This window comes from Hydrogenophaga sp. T66 (assembly GCF_057219855.1).
The window spans coordinates 426,394-443,124 of sequence record NZ_JBXVVX010000001.1; the positions used below are offsets into that span (position 1 = coordinate 426,394).

Below are 16,731 nucleotides of genomic sequence, written 5' to 3' on the forward strand. Positions count from 1 at the left end.
CGTCTTGCCCTCTCAAAGGGGGTCTGCGCCAACGGCCCGGCAACGCCGGTTCCTTGGCGCGTCCGGTTTCGACCGGGGCGCTCGAAAGCAATTGATCTTCGGAGACGAACCATGGCTGGCCTCGACCGCAACACCCCCACCCCCGTCGACATCACGGTGCACGGCGCATCGCGCGCGCTGGAAATCGCTTTCTCCGACGGGCAATCGTTCCGCATCCCCTTCGAGCTGATGCGCGTTTACTCGCCTTCCGCCGAGGTCCAGGGCCATGGCCCGGGCCAGGAGACGCTGCAGACCGGCAAGCGCGAGGTCGGTCTGCTGGCGCTGGAGCCGGTGGGCAACTACGCGGTCCAGCCCACCTTCGACGACGGCCACGATTCCGGCATCTTCTCGTGGGACTACCTGTACTTCCTGGGTTCGCGGCAGGCCGAGCTGTGGGCGGATTACGAGGCCCGGTTGAAGGCCGCTGGCGTCGACCGCGACGCCCCGATGGCACCCAAGGCCGGCCACGCCTGCGGCAGCCACTGAGCGGAGCGCCCATGGCCCAAACCCATTTCGGCTTCCGCACCGTCGACGAGACGGAGAAAGCCCGCCACGTCCGCAGCGTGTTCGATTCCGTCGCGCCGAAGTACGACGTGATGAACGACCTGATGTCGGCCGGCCTGCACCGCCTGTGGAAGCGCTACACGGTGACGGTGGCGAACCCGCGGCCGGGTCAGCAGGTGCTGGACATCGCGGGCGGCACCGGCGATTTGTCGCGGGCCTTCGCGCGCCGCGTCGGACCGACCGGGCGTGTGGTGCACACCGACATCAACGAGGCCATGCTGCGCGAGGGTCGCACCCGGCTGCTCGACGAAGGCCTGGCCTTGCCGACGATGGTCTGCGACGCCGAGAAGCTGCCGTTCGCCGATGAATCGTTCGACCTGGTCAGCGTCGCCTTCGGCCTGCGCAACATGACCCACAAGGACCGGGCGCTGGCCGAGATGCGGCGGGTGTTGTGCCCGGGTGGCAAGCTGCTGGTGCTGGAGTTTTCCCGCGTGGCCAAGCCGCTGGAAAAGGCGTATGACTGGTACTCGTTCAACGTGCTGCCGAAGCTGGGCCAGCTGGTGGCCAACGACGATGCCAGCTACCGCTACCTCGCCGAGTCGATCCGCATGCACCCGGACCAGGAAACGCTGCGCCAGATGATGAAGGCCGCCGGCTTCGGGCACGTCGATGTGCACAACCTCAGCGCGGGCGTGGTGGCGCTGCACGTGGGCATTCGATGCTGAGGCGAGCAGACCGGGTTAGACGATCACGGTGACGACAAACGTGACAAGCGAATGACAATAAGGCAAGAAAACAAACAGCCAGCAAAGGGGACAAGCATGCGCAGGGTGTGGTCGGCCGGGGTGGCCTTCATCATGGCCGTGGGGCTCTCGTTGGGTTCGGGTGATGCGTGGGCGAAACGGCTGGGCGGCGGCACGTCGATGGGCAAGCAGTCGCCCCACCTGAGCCAGCGCGATGGCGCCGCGCCGGCCGCAGCGAGCCCCGCGAACCCGGGTGCTGCCACCACCGCGGGCGCCGCGCCCGGCGCGGCCGGTGCTGCAGGGGCCGCTGCGGCCACCCGTCCGGCCTGGGGCGGCATGCTCGGCGGTCTGGCGGCCGGCCTGGGCCTCGCCTGGCTGGCCTCCAGCCTGGGCTTGGGCGAGGCCTTTGCGCAGGTGCTGCTGATGGTGTTGCTGGCCGGTCTGTTGCTGGCCGCCGCGACCTGGTTCGTGCGTCGGCGCCCGGCGTCGTCAACCGGGGTGATGGTGCCTGCCACCGCGGCGGCGGCCGAACCGGCCACGCCGCGCGGCTACAGCCCGCTGAACGTGGGCAACGACGCCTCGGCCCGTCCCTGGGAGCGCAGCGCGCCGGTGCCGCTGGAGCCGCACCCGGGGGCTTCTTCGGGCTCGATGATTGGTTCGTCGATCGGTCGCACGCCGGCCTGGGGCGTCCCCGCCGGCTTCGATGTCGAGGGGTTCCTCGCCGCCTCCCGCGCCAATTTCGTCCACCTGCAGGACGCGTGGGACCGCGCCGACATCCCGGCGCTGCGCGCCATGATGACCGACGACATGGTGGCTCAGATTCAGACCCAGCTGGCCGAGCGCGAACGTCACACCGGCAGCACGGCCAACCGCACCGAGGTGGTCATGCTGGAGGCCTCCCTGCTGGGCATCGAGGAACTGCCCGATGCGTACATGGCGAGCGTGGAGTTTTCCGGCTTGATCCGTGAAGAACCTTCGGCAGGCCCGAGCCCGTTCCGCGAGGTCTGGAACGTCACCCGGGATCGCACGGGCCCCGGCGGCTGGCTGGTGGCGGGCGTGCAAGCCCTGCAGTGACATGGCCGGTGGCCCTGTCGTCAGGCGCGCGCGCTCCGAGTAACCCCGCCCGGTGACCCCGCCCTGCGCCCGGTGCGCGGGAATCGCGGCGATATCGCCGAGAATCGGGCGACCATGAGCACCGACGTTCCTCCGTCCCCGCCCCCCCATCCCTTGCAAACCCTGCTGGGCGCACTCAAGCCGCCAGCCTGGGTCGTCGATGAGCTGCAGAACCGACTGGTGCTGGCGCTCAACCACGTGTTGCAGCAAGAACCCGCCGCGATGGATCGGCTGCGCCGGCAGCGCGGCAAGCTGGTGCGGCTGCGTTGGGGCGAGATCCACCTGATGCTGGCCGCCACGCCCGCCGGCCTGCTGGAGCGCGCCGACCCGCAGGCCGCGCCCGACCTCACCGTCACGCTCACCGACCCGTCGCCGCTGGCGCTCGTGCAGACCGCGCTGGCCGGCCAGAAGCCGGCGGTGGACATCCAGGGTGACGTGCTGCTGGCCGCCGAGGTGGCCTGGCTGGTGGACAACGTGCGCTGGGACGCCGAGGAGGATCTCGCGCGTGTCTTCGGCGACGCGCCGGCACACACCCTGGCGCAGGGCGGCCGCGCCCTGTCGTCGGCGCTGCGGGCCCTGGTGTCGAAGATGCCACGCCCGCCGGCGGGGCCGTCCGCATGAGGCGCTTCCTGCGCGGTGCCTTCATCGTCTGGGTCGTGTTCCGCCACGGGCTGGACGAGCTGGTGCTGTCCAGCTTCCGCCACCCTGGCCTGCGGCTGGTGGGGCGCATCGTCTCGGTCGGTCGTCGGCTCGACACGCCGCGTGGTCAGCGCCTGCGCGAGGCGCTGGAACGGCTGGGCCCCATCTTCGTGAAGTTCGGTCAGGTGCTCTCGACCCGCCGCGATCTGCTGCCGCCCGACATCGCCGACGAACTGGCCAGGTTGCAGGACCGCGTGCCACCGTTTGACAGCGCGGTGGCCGTGGCCACCATCGAGCGCGCGTTCGGGCGCCGGCTCGATCAGGTGTTCGCCAGTTTCGACCGCGTCCCCGTGGCCAGCGCGTCGATCGCCCAGGTGCATTTCGCGACGCTGCGCGACGGCCGCCACGCCGGCCGGGAGGTGGCCGTCAAAGTGCTGCGGCCCAACATGCTGCCGGTGATCGACAAAGACCTCAGCCTCATGCGCCTGATGGCGGGCTGGCTGGAGGCCCTGTCGGCCGATGGCAAGCGGCTCAAACCCCGCGAGGTGGTCGCCGAGTTCGACAAGTACCTGCACGACGAGCTCGATCTGCTGCGCGAGGCTTCCAACGCCGCCCAGCTGCGCCGCAACATGACCGGGCTGGACCTGGTGCTGATCCCCGAGATGTTCTGGGACTATTGCCACACCGAGGTGATGGTGATGGAGCGCATGCACGGCGTGCCCATCAACCGCGTGGATGAACTGCGCCGCCAGGGCGTGGACATCGCCAAGCTCGCCCGCGACGGCGTGACCATCTTTTTTACGCAGGTCTTCCGCGACGGCTTCTTTCACGCCGACATGCACCCGGGCAACATCCAGGTCAGCCTGGCGCCCGAAACCTTCGGCCGCTACATCTCGCTCGACTTCGGCATCGTCGGCACGCTCACCGAGTTCGACAAGGAGTACCTCGCGCAGAACTTCACCGCCTTCTTCCGGCGTGACTACAAGCGCGTGGCCGAACTGCACATCGAAAGCGGCTGGGTGCCCCCCCAGACCCGCGTCGACGAGCTGGAATCGGCCATTCGCGCCGTCTGCGAGCCCTACTTCGACCGACCACTGAAGGAAATCTCGCTCGGGCTGGTCCTGATGCGCCTGTTCCAGACCTCGCGCCGCTTCCAGGTGGAAATCCAGCCCCAGCTGGTCCTGCTGCAGAAAACGCTGCTCAACATCGAAGGGCTGGGTCGGGATCTGGACCCCGAACTCGATCTCTGGAGCACCGCCAAGCCCTTTCTGGAGCGGTGGATGCTGGAACAGGTCGGCCCGCAGAAGCTGCTCGCCCAGCTCAAGGCCGAAGCCCCCCAGTACGCCAAGCTGCTGCCGGCCCTGCCCCGGCTGATGCACGACTACCTACAGCACCGTCCCACCGAACTGCGGCGCGAGCTCGACAGCCTGCTGGCCGAGCAGCGCCGCACCAACCGGCTGCTGCAGGCCATCATCTACGGTGGGGTCGGCTTCGTGCTCGGCCTGCTGGCGATGCAGGTGTTGCTGCGCGTGCGGCTCTGGTGAAGCGGCGCCCGGAAAACGGGGCGCGAATTTATAATGTGCGGTTTTGTCGTTCGGTGCGGCCGAACGGCAGGGGCCGGGCCCGCCGCACGGCCCTGCCGGCCGGCCGGCCCCGAACCCACCCATTTCACCGTCCCGACCCGGTTCACGCCATGCCCATCTACGCCTACCAGTGCGAGTCCTGCGGCCATGCCAAGGACGTGCTGCAGAAAATTTCCGACGCGCCCCTGACCACCTGCCCGTCCTGCGGACAGGCGACCTTCCGCAAGCAAGTCACCGCCGCCGGTTTCCAGCTCAAGGGCTCCGGCTGGTACGTGACCGACTTCCGCGGCGGCCAACCGGCCAGCGGCAAGACCGCCGCGCCGGCGCCTGCCGCCAGCGATGCGCCGGCCGCTGCGCCGGCGTCCGCGCCCGCGGCGGCCCCCGCCCCAGCGCCGGCTCCCGCGCCCGCCGCGGGCGCCTGACGGCCACCGGCCTCGACCCATGGCTGCTTTGCGCAAATGGCTGCTCTCCGGACTGCTGGTCCTGGTGCCCCTGATCATCACCCTTTGGGTGCTCGACTGGGTGGTCACCACGCTCGACCAGACGCTGCGGGTGTTGCCGGTGGCCTGGCAGCCCGACAACTGGCTGGGTGTGCACATTCCCGGCCTCGGGGTGCTGTTTGCCTTGGGCGTGGTGCTGTCGATCGGGGCGCTCGCGTCGAACATCATCGGCCACCGCCTCGTCACCTGGTGGCACGCGCTGCTGCACCGCATCCCGGTGGTCCGCTCGATCTATTCGGGCGTAAAGCAGGTGTCCGACACGCTGTTCTCCGAAAAGGGCAATGCGTTCCGCAAGGCGGTGCTCGTGCAATGGCCGCACGACGGCATGTGGACCATCGGCTTCCTGACGGGCCAGCCCGGCGGACAGGTGCTGTCTGCCCTGCGTGCCAAGCCCGGGTCGGCGGCCGATGAGCCGTTCATCAGCGTGTACGTCCCGACCACGCCCAACCCCACCGGCGGCTACTTTGTGATGGTCCGCCAGCGCGACTGTGTCGAGCTGGCGATGTCCGTTGACGAAGCCCTCACCTACATCGTTTCCATGGGCGTCATCGTGCCCGGCAGCCAGCGCGCAGCCGGGGCCCTGCCGCCCGTTGCCGACTCCGCGGCCCGGCCGCCCTTGCCCTGAACGGAAAGAAGAACCGACATGCCCATGCGCTCCCTCTATTGCGGTCTGGTGACCGAAGCCCAACTGGGTCAGACCGTCACGCTCGCCGGCTGGGTCAACCGCCGCCGCGACCACGGCGGTGTCATCTTCATCGACCTGCGTGACCGCGAAGGCACGGTGCAGGTGGTGTGCGACCCTGACCGCCCGGACATGTTCAAGACCGCCGAAGACGTGCGCAACGAGTTCTGCGTGCAGGTCATCGGGGTGGTGCGCGCCCGTCCGGAAGGCACCACCAACGACGCCATCAAGAGCGGCAAGGTCGAGGTGCTGTGCCACGAACTGAAGGTCCTCAACCCGTCCGTCACGCCGCCGTTCCAGCTCGATGACGACAACCTGTCGGAGACCACCCGCCTGACGCACCGCGTGCTCGACCTGCGTCGCCCGGCCATGCAGCGCAATCTCATGCTGCGCTACCGCGTGGCGATGGAGGTGCGCAAGTTCCTCGATGAGAACGGCTTTGTCGACATCGAAACCCCGATGCTCACCAAGAGCACGCCCGAAGGCGCCCGCGACTACCTCGTCCCCAGCCGTGTGCACGACGGTCAGTTTTTCGCGCTGCCGCAGTCGCCGCAGCTCTTCAAGCAGCTGCTGATGGTGGCCGGCTACGACCGCTACTACCAGATCACCAAGTGCTTCCGCGACGAGGACCTGCGCGCCGACCGCCAGCCCGAGTTCACGCAGATTGATATCGAAACGTCCTTCCTCACCGAGCAGGACATCCGCGACATGTTCCAGGGCATGATCACCAGCGTCTTCCAGAAGGTGCTGGGCGTGGACCTGGGCGCGTTCCCGGTGATGCCCTACGCCGAGGCGATGCATCGCTTCGGCTCCGACAAGCCCGACCTGCGCGTCAAGATGGAGTTCACCGAACTCACCGACGTGATGGGCGATGTCGACTTCAAGGTGTTCAGTGCGCCGGCCCTCATGAAAAACGGGCGGGTGGTGGCTTTGCGCGTGCCCGGCGGTGGCGAGATGAGCCGCAGCGAGATCGACGCGTACACCGAGTTCGTGAAGATCTACGGCGCCAAGGGCCTGGCGTGGATCAAGGTCAACGACGTGGCCAAGGGCCGTGACGGCCTGCAAAGCCCGATCGTCAAGAACCTGCACGACGCGGCCATTGCCGCCATCCTGCAGCGCAGCGGCGCGCAGAACGGCGACATCCTGTTCTTCGGCGCCGACAAGGCCAAGATCGTCAACGACGCCATCGGCGCGCTGCGTCTGAAGATCGGCCACAGCGAACTCGGCAAAAAGAACGGCCTGTTCGAGGCCCGCTGGGCACCGATGTGGGTGGTCGATTTCCCGATGTTCGAGTACGACGAAGAGGCGGATCGCTGGACGGCGGTGCACCACCCCTTCACCGCGCCGAAAGACGGGCACGAGGACTTCATGGTCAGCGACCCCGGCCGTTGCATCGCCAAGGGCTATGACATGGTGCTCAACGGCTGGGAGATCGGCGGGGGCTCGGTGCGGATTCACACCGCGGCCGTGCAGCAGAAGGTGTTCGACGCACTGAAGATCACGCCCGAGGAAGCCCAGCTCAAGTTCGGGTTCCTGCTTGACGCGCTGCAGTACGGCGCACCGCCCCACGGTGGGCTGGCCTTTGGCCTGGATCGCATCGTCACGCTGATGACCGGCGCCGAGTCGATCCGCGACGTGATTGCTTTCCCCAAGACCCAGCGCGCGCAATGCCTGCTTACCCAGGCGCCAAGCGTGGTGGATGAAAAGCAGCTGCGCGAGCTGCACATCAAGCTGCGCAACCCACAGCCGGCCTGAGGGCGCGGCTTCGGCCAGAATCACAGGGCGCCTGCGGGCGCCCTGATTGTTTCTGCCTGCCATGAGCGAGCCACGCCCCTTCAAGATTCCGCAGTCGGTGCTGGTGGTGATTCACACCCCGGCGCTGGAGGTGCTGCTGATCGAACGGGCCGACGCGCCCGGGTTCTGGCAGTCGGTGACGGGGGCGAAAGACACGCCGGATGAGCCGTTTGAGGCCACGGCCGTGCGCGAGGTGGCCGAGGAAACCGGCATCGACGCCCGGGCCCCCGGCCATGCGCTGCGCGACTGGGCGCTGGAGAACGTGTACGAAATCTACCCCCGCTGGCGCCACCGCTACGCGCCCGGGATCACGCACAACACCGAGCGCCTGTTTGGTCTGTGTGTGCCCGCCGCGCGGCCGGTGCGCCTGAGCCCGCGCGAGCACCGCGACCAGGTCTGGCTGCCGTGGCGCGAGGCCGCCGAGCGCTGCTTTTCGCCGTCGAACGCGGAAGCCATTGCCTGGCTGCCGCGGCTGGGCGGCCATGTCATCATGGCGCCATGAGCACGCTGCGGGTGGCCACCTACAACATCCACAAGGGCGTGCAGGGCCTGGGGCCGGCGCGCCGGCTGGAGATTCACAACCTGCAGCACGCGGTGGAGCAGTTCGATGCCGACATCGTCTGCCTGCAGGAGGTGCGGCGCCACCACCGCAAGATGGAGAAGCTCTTCACCCGCTGGCCGGAGATCGAGCAGGCCGATTTCCTGTCTCCCGAGGGTTATGAGGCCGTGTACCGCACCAACGCGGTCACCCGCCATGGCGAGCATGGCAACGCCCTGCTGTCGCGCTGGCCGGTGCTCGACGTGTTCCACACCGATGTGTCGGACCACCGCTTCGAGCAGCGCGGGCTGCTGCACACGGTGTTGCTGGTGCAGGAGCGCGAGGTGCATGTGGTGGTAGTCCATTTCGGGCTGATCCACGCCAGCCGGGAGCGCCAGGTCCGGCGCCTGGGCCAGTACCTGGCGCGCGTGGTGCCGGCGTCGGCGCCGCTGGTGGTGGCGGGCGATTTCAACGACTGGGGCGCGCAGCTGCTGCGGCCAATGGCCGAGCTGGGCCTGGTCACTTTCGACGGCATCCGCCTGCCGACCTTTCCCGCCCGCCTGCCCCTGCTCCACCTGGACCGCATCTACGTGCGCGGGCTCACGCCGGTGTCGGCCCATGTGCCGCATGGCCGCACCTGGGCGCGCATGTCGGACCACCTGCCGCTGATCGCCGACCTGGCTTTCTGAGCCACCGGCTGTCCCCGCACACCGCCTCCGACCGTGATCCCGCGCGCCACCAGCCTCCTCCCCGGACACCAGCTCTGGCTGCTGCAGGGCGGGGCGGAATTTTTCCCGGCGCTGGTGGAGGCGATGGACGCCGCCCACCAGGTGATCCACCTGGAGACCTACATCTTTGAATTCGCCGGGTCGGCGCTGGCGGTGGCCGAGGCGCTGGAGCGTGCGGCACGGCGGGGCGTGGCGGTGCGGCTGGTGATCGACGGGGCGGGCACGCCCCGCATCCCGGCGGTGTGGCAACGCCGCCTGACCGATGCGGGCGTGGCGCTGCGCGTCTATGCGCCGCTGGGGCGTTTCGGGCTGCTGCTGCCCAGCCGCTGGCGTCGGCTGCACCGCAAGCTGTGCGTGGTCGACGGGACGATCGGCTTTTGCGGCGGCATCAACATCATCGATGACCAGGACGATGTGGCGCTGGGGCGGCTCACGGCACCGCGCCTGGACTATTCGCTGCGCGTGGCCGGTCCGCTGGTGGCCGACATGGTGGAGACGATGGAGTCGTTGTGGTGGCGGTTGCAGGCGGCACGACGCGCCCGCCAGCGCGAGTTCAAGGCCGCGTGGGAGGCCTTGCGCGAGTCGCGGCCGGTGGGCGATTTTTCGCGTCTCTTGGACAAGATCGAACGCTACGCCCGACCCGGCCGTGAGCCGGCCTTCGACGACAGCGCGGTGGTGGCGGTGCAGGGCGCGCGCGCCGGCCTGCTGCTGCGCGACAACGTCGGCCATCGCCACGACATCGAGCGCGCCTACCTCAAGGCCATTGGCGAAGCGCGCCGGGAAATCGTCATCGCCAACGCCTACTTCATCCCCGGCCGCAAGCTGCGCCGTGCGCTGCTGATGGCGGCGGCCCGGGGCGTGCGCGTGCGCCTGCTGTTGCAGGGCAAGTACGAGCATTTCCTGCAGTACCGCGCCGCGCGGCCGGTGTATCAGCGGCTGGTTGACGCCGGTATCGAGATCCACGAATACGCCCCCAGCGCTCTGCACGCCAAGGTGGCGGTGGTCGATGGCCGCTGGTCCACAGTGGGTTCGACCAACCTGGACCCGCTGTCGCTGTTGCTGGCGCGGGAGGCCAACGTGCTGACCACCGACCGCGTGTTCAGCCAGCGGCTGCGCGACGGCCTGGACCGCCTGATGAACACCGCCGGGCAGCGGCTGGATGCGCAGACGCTGGGCCAGCGGCCCTGGACGCAGCGTGTGCTCGACCGGGTGGCGTTCGGCGTGATGCGCACCGTGTTGTTCCTCACTGGCCATGAATACTGAGGCGCGCGCCCCGCGATGAGCGACCTGATCGTGCAGCGGCCCGAGGGCCTGTACTGCCCGCCGGGCGACTTCTACATCGACCCCTGGCGCCGGGTGGACCGCGCCGTGATCACCCACGCCCACGCCGACCACGCCCGGCCCGGCCACGGCCACTACCTGGCCACCGCCGTGTCCGAGGGACTGCTGCGCGCGCGCCTCGGCGCCGACATCACGTTTCAGGGGCTGGCCTATGGCGAGGCGGTCGAACACCGCGGCGTTCGCATCAGCCTGCACCCGGCCGGACACGTGCTGGGCTCGGCGCAGGTGCGCGTGGAACACGGTGGGCGCGTGTGGGTGGCCAGCGGTGACTACCGGCCCACCCCGGCGGGCGCCACGCCCGACCGCACCTGCACGCCCTTCGAGCCAGTGCGCTGTGACGTGTTCATCACCGAATCGACCTTCGGCTTGCCCATCTACCGCTGGCAGCCCGACGCGCGCCTGTTTGGCGAGATCAACGCCTGGTGGGCGGCCAACGCCGAGGCCGGGCGCGCCAGCGTGCTGGTGTGTTACAGCCTGGGCAAGGCGCAGCGTCTGCTGGCGGGCGTGGATGCGTCCATCGGGCCGATCGTGTGCCACGGCGCGGTGGAGCCGCTGAACCGCGCCTACCGCGCCGTCGGCGTCGCACTGCCCGAGACCCGGCTGGTCAGCGAGGTGGCCGACCGTGGCGCGCTGCGCCGCGCGCTGGTGCTGTGTCCCGGCAGCGCGCTGGGGACACCGTGGGTCCGGCGCTTCGGGGAATTCAGCGACGCCTTCGCCAGCGGCTGGATGCAGGTCCGTGGCCAGCGCCGCCGCGGCGGCCACGACCGCGGCTTCGTGCTCAGCGACCATGCCGACTGGCCCGGTCTGCTGACGGCGATCGGCGCGACCGGCGCGCCGCGCGTGATCGTCACGCACGGCAGCGTGCCGGTGCTGGTGCGCTACCTGCAAGAGCAGGGTCTGCAGGCCGAGGCCTTCGAGACCGAGTATGGCGACGACCAGGAGGCCGCGGCCGAGGCACCCGCCGGCGCGTCGGCCGGGGAGGGCGCGTGAAGCGTTTCGCCGAGTTGTACGCGGCGCTCGACGCCACCACCAGCACCGCCGCGAAGGTCGATGCGCTGGTGGCCTACCTGGCCGCTGCACCGGATGAGGACGCCGCCTGGGCCGTGTATTTCCTGGCCGGGGGAAAACCGCGCCAGACCGTGCGCACCGCCTTGTTGCGCGCGGTGGCCACCGAGGCCGCCGGGCTGCCCGACTGGCTCTTCGAGGCGAGCTACCAGGCGGTGGGTGACCTCGCCGAAACCATCGCGCTGGTCCTGCCCCCGCCCGTGCCCGCGGCCGAGCCGCCCGGGCTGGCGGTGTGGATGCATGAGCGGCTTCTGCCGCTGCGCGGCGCCGATGACGCCACCGTGGCCCACGCCCTGCGCGCCGCCTGGCGCGAACTCGACACGCTGGGCCGCTTTCTGCTCGTCAAGCTGGTCGGGGGCGGCTTCCGCGTGGGTGTGAGCAAGCTGCTGGTGCAGCGCGCCGTCGCCCGCCACGCGGGGCTGGACGCGACGCTCGTGGCCGCCCGCATGATGGGCTACACCGACGGCAAACGCCTGCCCACCGCCGAGGCGTGGCGCGCCGTGATCGCGCCGGCAGCGATCGCGCCAGCCGGAACCGATGGCCCCGCGGCGGCGATGCCCCGCGAACCCAGCCAGCCCTGGCCCTTTTTTCTCGCCCAGCCGCTGCTGGAGGACCCGGCCGAGGGCCTCGGGCCAGCCAGTGACTGGCTCGCGGAGTGGAAGTTCGACGGCATCCGTGGCCAGGTCGTGCGCCGTGCGGGTGGGGTGTGGGTGTGGTCGCGCGGCGAAGAACTGATGACCGAGCGCTTTCCCGAGCTGCAGGCGCTGGCCGCGGGCTGGCCCGATGGCACGGTGGTGGACGGCGAGATCGTGGTCTGGGACCGCGAGGCACCGCCGCTGCCCGGCGCCGACACGCCGGGACGGCCGGCGCCGTTCGCGCGGCTGCAGCAGCGCATCGGGCGCCAGGCGCTCAACGCGAAGGTGCTGGCCGACGCACCGGTGGGGTTCGTGGCCTACGACGTGCTGGAGCTCGGCGGCGTGGACCAGCGCGTGCGCCCGCAGCACGAGCGCCGCGCCGCCCTGCAGGCGCTGGCCGCCGCGGTGTCGCCGCGGCTCGTGGTCTCGCCGCTGCTGGCCGGCGCGGACTGGCCGTCGCTGGCGGCGTGGCGCGCGCAATCGCGGTCGCTCGGGGTGGAAGGCTTGATGCTCAAGCACCGGGACAGCCGCTACGGCACCGGCCGCGTGCGCCGATCAGGCGATGACGCGCCGCTGGCGTGGTGGAAATGGAAGGTGGAGCCGTTCACGGTGGACGGCGTGTTGATCTACGCGCAGGCGGGCCACGGCCGGCGCGCCTCGGTCTACACCGACTACACCTTTGCGGTGTGGAACCGCGCGCCGGCGGATGCGGACGAAGCGCAGGCGGTGGTCGAGGCCATCGCCGCGCGGCGCCCGCCCGACCCCGACGGCCTGCAGCTGGTGGCTTTCACCAAGGCCTACTCCGGCCTCACCGACGAAGCGTTCCGCGCGGTCGACGCGGTGATTCGCAAGACCACGCTGGAGAAGTTCGGCCCGGTGCGCAGCGTGCGGCCGACGATGGTGTTCGAACTGGCCTTCGAGGGGATTGCCCGCAGCCCGCGTCACAAGAGCGGCGTGGCGCTGCGATTTCCGCGCATGCTGCGACCGCGTCCCGACAAGCCGCTGCACGAGGCCGACACCTTGCCCGCGCTGCTGGCGCTGCTGCCGGCCAGCCGCGCCGCACCGGCGTAGGTCCAAAGACCTCGTCACACCCGGGGCGGGGGGTGGGTGTTAGCATGACCCATGCTCATGAAAACCGATCAAGCCATGAACAACGCCGCCCCCGATGACGACGACGCCGGCGTGCCCGTGTCGGTCAAGATCCGCGAGCGCCTGAAGGCCGCCCGCCAGCGCTTCCACAGCAACGACAACATCGCCGCCTACATCCAGCCCGGTGAGCTGGAGCAGCTGCTCGACGAGGTCTCGTCCAAGATGCAGGGTGTGCTGGAGTCCATGGTGATCGACACCGAGAACGATCACAACACCGCCGACACCGCGCGCCGCGTGGCGAAGATGTATCTCAAGGAGGTGTTCGCCGGCCGCTATGTGAAGGGCCCCGCTGTCACCGAGTTTCCCAATGCCGAGCACCTCAACGAGCTGATGATCGTCGGCCCGATCACGGTGCGCAGCGCCTGCAGCCACCATTTCTGCCCGGTGATCGGCCGCATCTGGATCGGCGTGATGCCCAATGAGCACACCAACGTCATCGGCCTGTCGAAGTACGCGCGCCTGGCCGAATGGATCATGGGTCGCCCGCAGATCCAGGAAGAGGCGGTGATCCAGCTCGCCGACCTGATCCAGGAAAAGACCCAGCCCGATGGCCTGGCCATCGTGATGGAGGCCAGCCACTACTGCATGGCCTGGCGCGGTGTGAAGGACATGGACAGCAAGATGATCAACTCGGTCATGCGCGGCGTGTTCCTCAAGGACCCGAACCTGCGCCGCGAATTCCTCTCCCTGATCCCCCGCTGATCCCCCGCCCACGTCCCGCCGATCCGCCACTCCGGAAACTGCCATGCTGGTCCGCCTGCTCTACGTCAGCCGCGCCGTCGAACAAGACAGCGTCAAGGCCATCGAATCCATCCTCGAATCGTCCCGCTCGCACAACCTGGGCAACGGAATCACCGGCGTCCTGTGCTACGGCGGCGGCGTGTTCCTGCAGGCCATCGAGGGCGGACGCACCGCCGTCAACCGGCTGTACAACCACATCATCACCGACCCGCGCCACACCGACGTCGTGCTGCTGCACTACGAGGAAATCACCGAGCGGCGCTTTGGCGGCTGGACCATGGGCACGGTCAACCTGGCCAAGCTCAACACCAGCATCGTGCTGAAGTACTCCGAGCGCCCGGAGTTCGATCCCTACGCCGTGTCCGGCCGTGTCTCGCTGGCCCTGCTCGAAGAGCTGATGGCCACCGCCAGCATCATCGGCCGGGCCTGAGCGCCCGACCGCCACGACCCGCGGCCGCCGGGTCGCCGGTGTCGACCTGGCGCGCGCCATGTCGCTGACCGCCTTCTCTCTCATCGTGCTCGCCGGCCTGCTGCACGCGGGCTGGAACATCGTGGCCAAGCAGGCGGGGGGCGATGCCCGTTTCGCCTTCTTCACCGCGGTGCTCATGATGGTCGTCTGGGCGCCGCTGGGCTGGTGGCTCGGGCGCGAGGCCGTGCCCCAGTGGGACGCGCTGGCCTGGGGGCTGGTGGCCACCAGCGGCGTGCTGCACGTGGCGTACTACGTGAGCCTGCTGCGCGGCTACCGACACGCCGACCTCACCGTGGTCTATCCGCTGGCGCGCGGCAGCGGTCCGCTGCTGTCGTCGCTGGTGGCGGTCACGCTGCTGGGCGAGCGGCTGTCGGCGCTGGGCGCGGTCGGTATCGCGGCGGTGGTGGGCGGTGTGTTCCTGATCGCGGGCGGGCCCGCCCTGCTGCGCGCCGCGCACGACCCGGCCGCCCGCGCGCGGGTCCACGCGGGGGTGGCCTACGGTCTGCTGACCGGGGTGTTCATCGCGGCCTACACCGTGGTGGACGGTTACGCGGTGAAGGTCGCGTTGCTGTCGCCGATCCTGGTGGACTACATGGGCAATTTCTTCCGCGTGGCCCTGCTCGCGCCCGTGGCGTGGCGCGACCGCCCGACCGCGCGGCTGCTGTGGGCGCGCCAGTGGCGCGCGGCGCTGGTGGTGGCTTTCATCAGCCCGGTGGCCTATGTGCTGGTGCTGTTCGCCATGCGCGAGGCCCCCATCTCCCACGTGGCGCCGGCGCGCGAGGTGTCCATGCTGTTCGCCGCGCTGCTGGGTGGTCACCTGCTGGGCGAAGGCGACCGCCTGGCGCGGCTGGGCGGGGCCATCCTGATTGCCGGCGGCGTGATCGCGCTGGGGCTGGGATGATCGCCCCATGAGCCAAGCGCCTGCCCCTTCCGCCGCCGGCCTCACCCTGCTGGGCTGCGACTTCACCAGCGCGCCCACGCGGCGCAAACCCATCACGCTGGCCGTGGGCCGTCTTGACCGCGGCCGCGTCACGCTGGCCGGGCTGGAAGCCCACGACTCGCTGGACGCCTGGACCGGGCGGCTGCGCGCGCCCGGTCCCTGGCTGGGCGGCTTCGACCTGCCCTTCGGCCTGCCGCGTGAGCTGGTGGTGTCGCTGGGATGGCCCACCGACTGGGCGGCCTGCCTGGATCACTACGCCTCCCTGCCACGCGCGGCCATCCGCGACGCCTTCGCCGCGTTCTGCGCAGCGCGCCCGGTGGGCGGCAAGTTCGCCCATCGGGCCACCGACGGCCCCGCCGGTTCCAGCCCGAGCATGAAGTGGGTCAACCCGCCGGTGGCCTTCATGCTGCACGCGGGCGTGCCGCGCTTGCGCGCCGCTGGCGTCACGCTGGCCGGCGTGGGTTCGCCCGTGCCGGGCAATCCGGATCGCGTGGCTTTGGAGGCCTACCCCGGCCTGCTGGCGCGCAGCGTGCTGGGCAACACCTCCTACAAAAGCGACGACCGCACCCGGCAGACCCCCGACCGCCTGATCGCGCGCAAGACCCTGATCCACGCGCTGGAGAGCGGCGACGCGCCGCGCCTGCGCGAAGCTGGGCTGCGTCTGCGTTTGAGTCATGCGCAGCGCGATGCGCTCGCCGACGACCCCAGCGGCGACCGGCTCGACGCCGTGCTGTGCCTGCTGCAGGCCGCCTGGGCGCAGGTGCAGCACGAGCGCGGTCACCCGCGCTGGGGACTGCCCGACGCCGATCCGCTCGAGGGCTGGATCGTGACCGCCTGAACGCCGCACGCCGCTGTCCTGCCGCGCGCGTGCCGCACCCACCGCGCCCCCGTCCACGGCCTCAGAGAAGACGCACCTCCGCTGGCGCGCCCTGGCGACTCGGCGGGGTGTGTCCTCTCTGACGCCGTGGACTAGACTCGCGCCCATGCCCGAAGCTCCCCAAGCCACCCACCTGCCCGCGCTGCCGCGCGACCTGCGCTTCGCCTTCGTCGAAGCCTCCTGGCATCCCGACATCGTGCAGCGCTCGCGCGACGCCTTCTTCGCCGAGATGGCGCGCGCCGGCTTCGACCGCGCGTCCATCGACGTGTTCGACGTGCCGGGCGCGTTCGAGATCCCGCTGCACGCCCAGCGCCTGGCCCGCTCCGGCCGTTATGCCGCCGTCGTCGGCAGCGCGCTGGTGGTCGATGGCGGTGTGTACCGCCACGACTTCGTGGCCGCCACCGTGGTGCAGGCGCTGATGGATGTGCAGCTCGCCACCGGGGTGCCGGTGATCAGCGCGGTGCAGACGCCGCACCACTTCCACGAACACGTCGAACACCGCAAGTTCCTGCAGCAGCATTTCGCCGCCAAGGGCACGGAAGCCGCCCAGGCCTGCCTGCTCACCGTGGCCAGCCTGCGCGCGCTGCCGCCCGGCGTGTAAGGGTTGGGCGGCTGGCCCGACCGACGCGCATCCGTCCTCCGCCAACCGCC

The 16,731-nt window shown here is 70.0% G+C and carries 18 protein-coding genes; all 18 read left to right on the forward strand.

The features are described from left to right. Window positions 1-111 precede the first annotated feature (111 nt). Window positions 112-525 carry a gamma-butyrobetaine hydroxylase family protein gene (locus AC2D80_RS02030; RefSeq protein ID WP_484631310.1) on the forward strand — a complete coding sequence of 138 codons (414 nt, stop codon included), beginning with the start codon at window positions 112-114 and terminating at the stop codon, window positions 523-525. An 11-nt stretch (window positions 526-536) separates the two neighbouring features. Then, a complete protein-coding gene (gene ubiE / locus AC2D80_RS02035) occupies window positions 537-1,268 on the forward strand; it encodes a bifunctional demethylmenaquinone methyltransferase/2-methoxy-6-polyprenyl-1,4-benzoquinol methylase UbiE (RefSeq protein WP_484631311.1) in 732 nt (243 codons plus the stop codon). Between the two features lie 96 nt (window positions 1,269-1,364). Further along, window positions 1,365-2,360, forward strand: a complete 996-nt coding sequence (locus AC2D80_RS02040; protein WP_484631312.1) for a Tim44 domain-containing protein — start codon at window positions 1,365-1,367, stop codon at window positions 2,358-2,360. A 114-nt stretch (window positions 2,361-2,474) separates the two neighbouring features. After that, on the forward strand, window positions 2,475-3,020 hold the full coding sequence (locus AC2D80_RS02045) for a ubiquinone biosynthesis accessory factor UbiJ (RefSeq protein ID WP_484631313.1): 546 nt from the start codon (window positions 2,475-2,477) through the stop codon (window positions 3,018-3,020). Then, the gene (ubiB, locus tag AC2D80_RS02050; protein WP_484631314.1) at window positions 3,017-4,582 is read left to right on the forward strand and encodes a ubiquinone biosynthesis regulatory protein kinase UbiB; all 1,566 of its coding nucleotides are present in this window, start codon (window positions 3,017-3,019) and stop codon (window positions 4,580-4,582) included. Before AC2D80_RS02045 ends, ubiB begins: the two co-directional genes overlap by 4 nt. Before the next feature lie 149 nt (window positions 4,583-4,731). Then, window positions 4,732-5,043, forward strand: coding sequence for an FmdB family zinc ribbon protein (locus AC2D80_RS02055; protein ID WP_484631315.1), 312 nt, complete (start codon window positions 4,732-4,734; stop codon window positions 5,041-5,043). Between the two features lie 19 nt (window positions 5,044-5,062). Further along, a complete protein-coding gene (locus AC2D80_RS02060; protein ID WP_484631316.1) occupies window positions 5,063-5,746 on the forward strand; it encodes a DUF502 domain-containing protein in 684 nt (227 codons plus the stop codon). Window positions 5,747-5,764: 18 nt separating this feature from the next. After that, the gene (gene aspS, locus AC2D80_RS02065; protein WP_484631317.1) at window positions 5,765-7,558 is read left to right on the forward strand and encodes an aspartate--tRNA ligase; all 1,794 of its coding nucleotides are present in this window, start codon (window positions 5,765-5,767) and stop codon (window positions 7,556-7,558) included. A gap of 61 nt (window positions 7,559-7,619) precedes the next feature. Beyond that, complete coding sequence (nudB, locus tag AC2D80_RS02070) at window positions 7,620-8,099, forward strand: dihydroneopterin triphosphate diphosphatase (protein WP_484631318.1); 480 nt, start codon at window positions 7,620-7,622, stop codon at window positions 8,097-8,099. Then, window positions 8,096-8,824: an endonuclease/exonuclease/phosphatase family protein gene (locus tag AC2D80_RS02075; protein WP_484631319.1), complete on the forward strand. Its 729-nt coding sequence runs from the start codon at window positions 8,096-8,098 to the stop codon at window positions 8,822-8,824. The genes nudB and AC2D80_RS02075 overlap by 4 nt, the downstream gene beginning before the upstream one ends. Window positions 8,825-8,860: 36 nt before the next feature. Continuing rightward, the gene (clsB, locus tag AC2D80_RS02080) at window positions 8,861-10,126 is read left to right on the forward strand and encodes a cardiolipin synthase ClsB (protein ID WP_484632628.1); all 1,266 of its coding nucleotides are present in this window, start codon (window positions 8,861-8,863) and stop codon (window positions 10,124-10,126) included. A 15-nt stretch (window positions 10,127-10,141) separates the two neighbouring features. Next, window positions 10,142-11,194 carry a ligase-associated DNA damage response exonuclease gene (locus tag AC2D80_RS02085; protein WP_484631320.1) on the forward strand — a complete coding sequence of 351 codons (1,053 nt, stop codon included), beginning with the start codon at window positions 10,142-10,144 and terminating at the stop codon, window positions 11,192-11,194. Next, on the forward strand, window positions 11,191-12,975 hold the full coding sequence (locus AC2D80_RS02090) for an ATP-dependent DNA ligase (RefSeq protein WP_484631321.1): 1,785 nt from the start codon (window positions 11,191-11,193) through the stop codon (window positions 12,973-12,975). Before AC2D80_RS02085 ends, AC2D80_RS02090 begins: the two co-directional genes overlap by 4 nt. Window positions 12,976-13,026: 51 nt before the next feature. Then, a complete protein-coding gene (folE, locus tag AC2D80_RS02095) occupies window positions 13,027-13,755 on the forward strand; it encodes a GTP cyclohydrolase I (protein ID WP_484631322.1) in 729 nt (242 codons plus the stop codon). 43 nt (window positions 13,756-13,798) lie between these two features. Further along, complete coding sequence (locus AC2D80_RS02100) at window positions 13,799-14,224, forward strand: BLUF domain-containing protein (protein WP_484631323.1); 426 nt, start codon at window positions 13,799-13,801, stop codon at window positions 14,222-14,224. Between the two features lie 58 nt (window positions 14,225-14,282). Further along, window positions 14,283-15,164, forward strand: coding sequence for an EamA family transporter (locus tag AC2D80_RS02105; RefSeq protein ID WP_484631324.1), 882 nt, complete (start codon window positions 14,283-14,285; stop codon window positions 15,162-15,164). Between the two features lie 7 nt (window positions 15,165-15,171). Continuing rightward, on the forward strand, window positions 15,172-16,041 hold the full coding sequence (locus AC2D80_RS02110) for a DUF429 domain-containing protein (RefSeq protein ID WP_484631325.1): 870 nt from the start codon (window positions 15,172-15,174) through the stop codon (window positions 16,039-16,041). Between the two features lie 145 nt (window positions 16,042-16,186). Then, window positions 16,187-16,681 carry a 6,7-dimethyl-8-ribityllumazine synthase gene (locus tag AC2D80_RS02115; RefSeq protein ID WP_484631326.1) on the forward strand — a complete coding sequence of 165 codons (495 nt, stop codon included), beginning with the start codon at window positions 16,187-16,189 and terminating at the stop codon, window positions 16,679-16,681. Window positions 16,682-16,731: the final 50 nt, after the last annotated feature.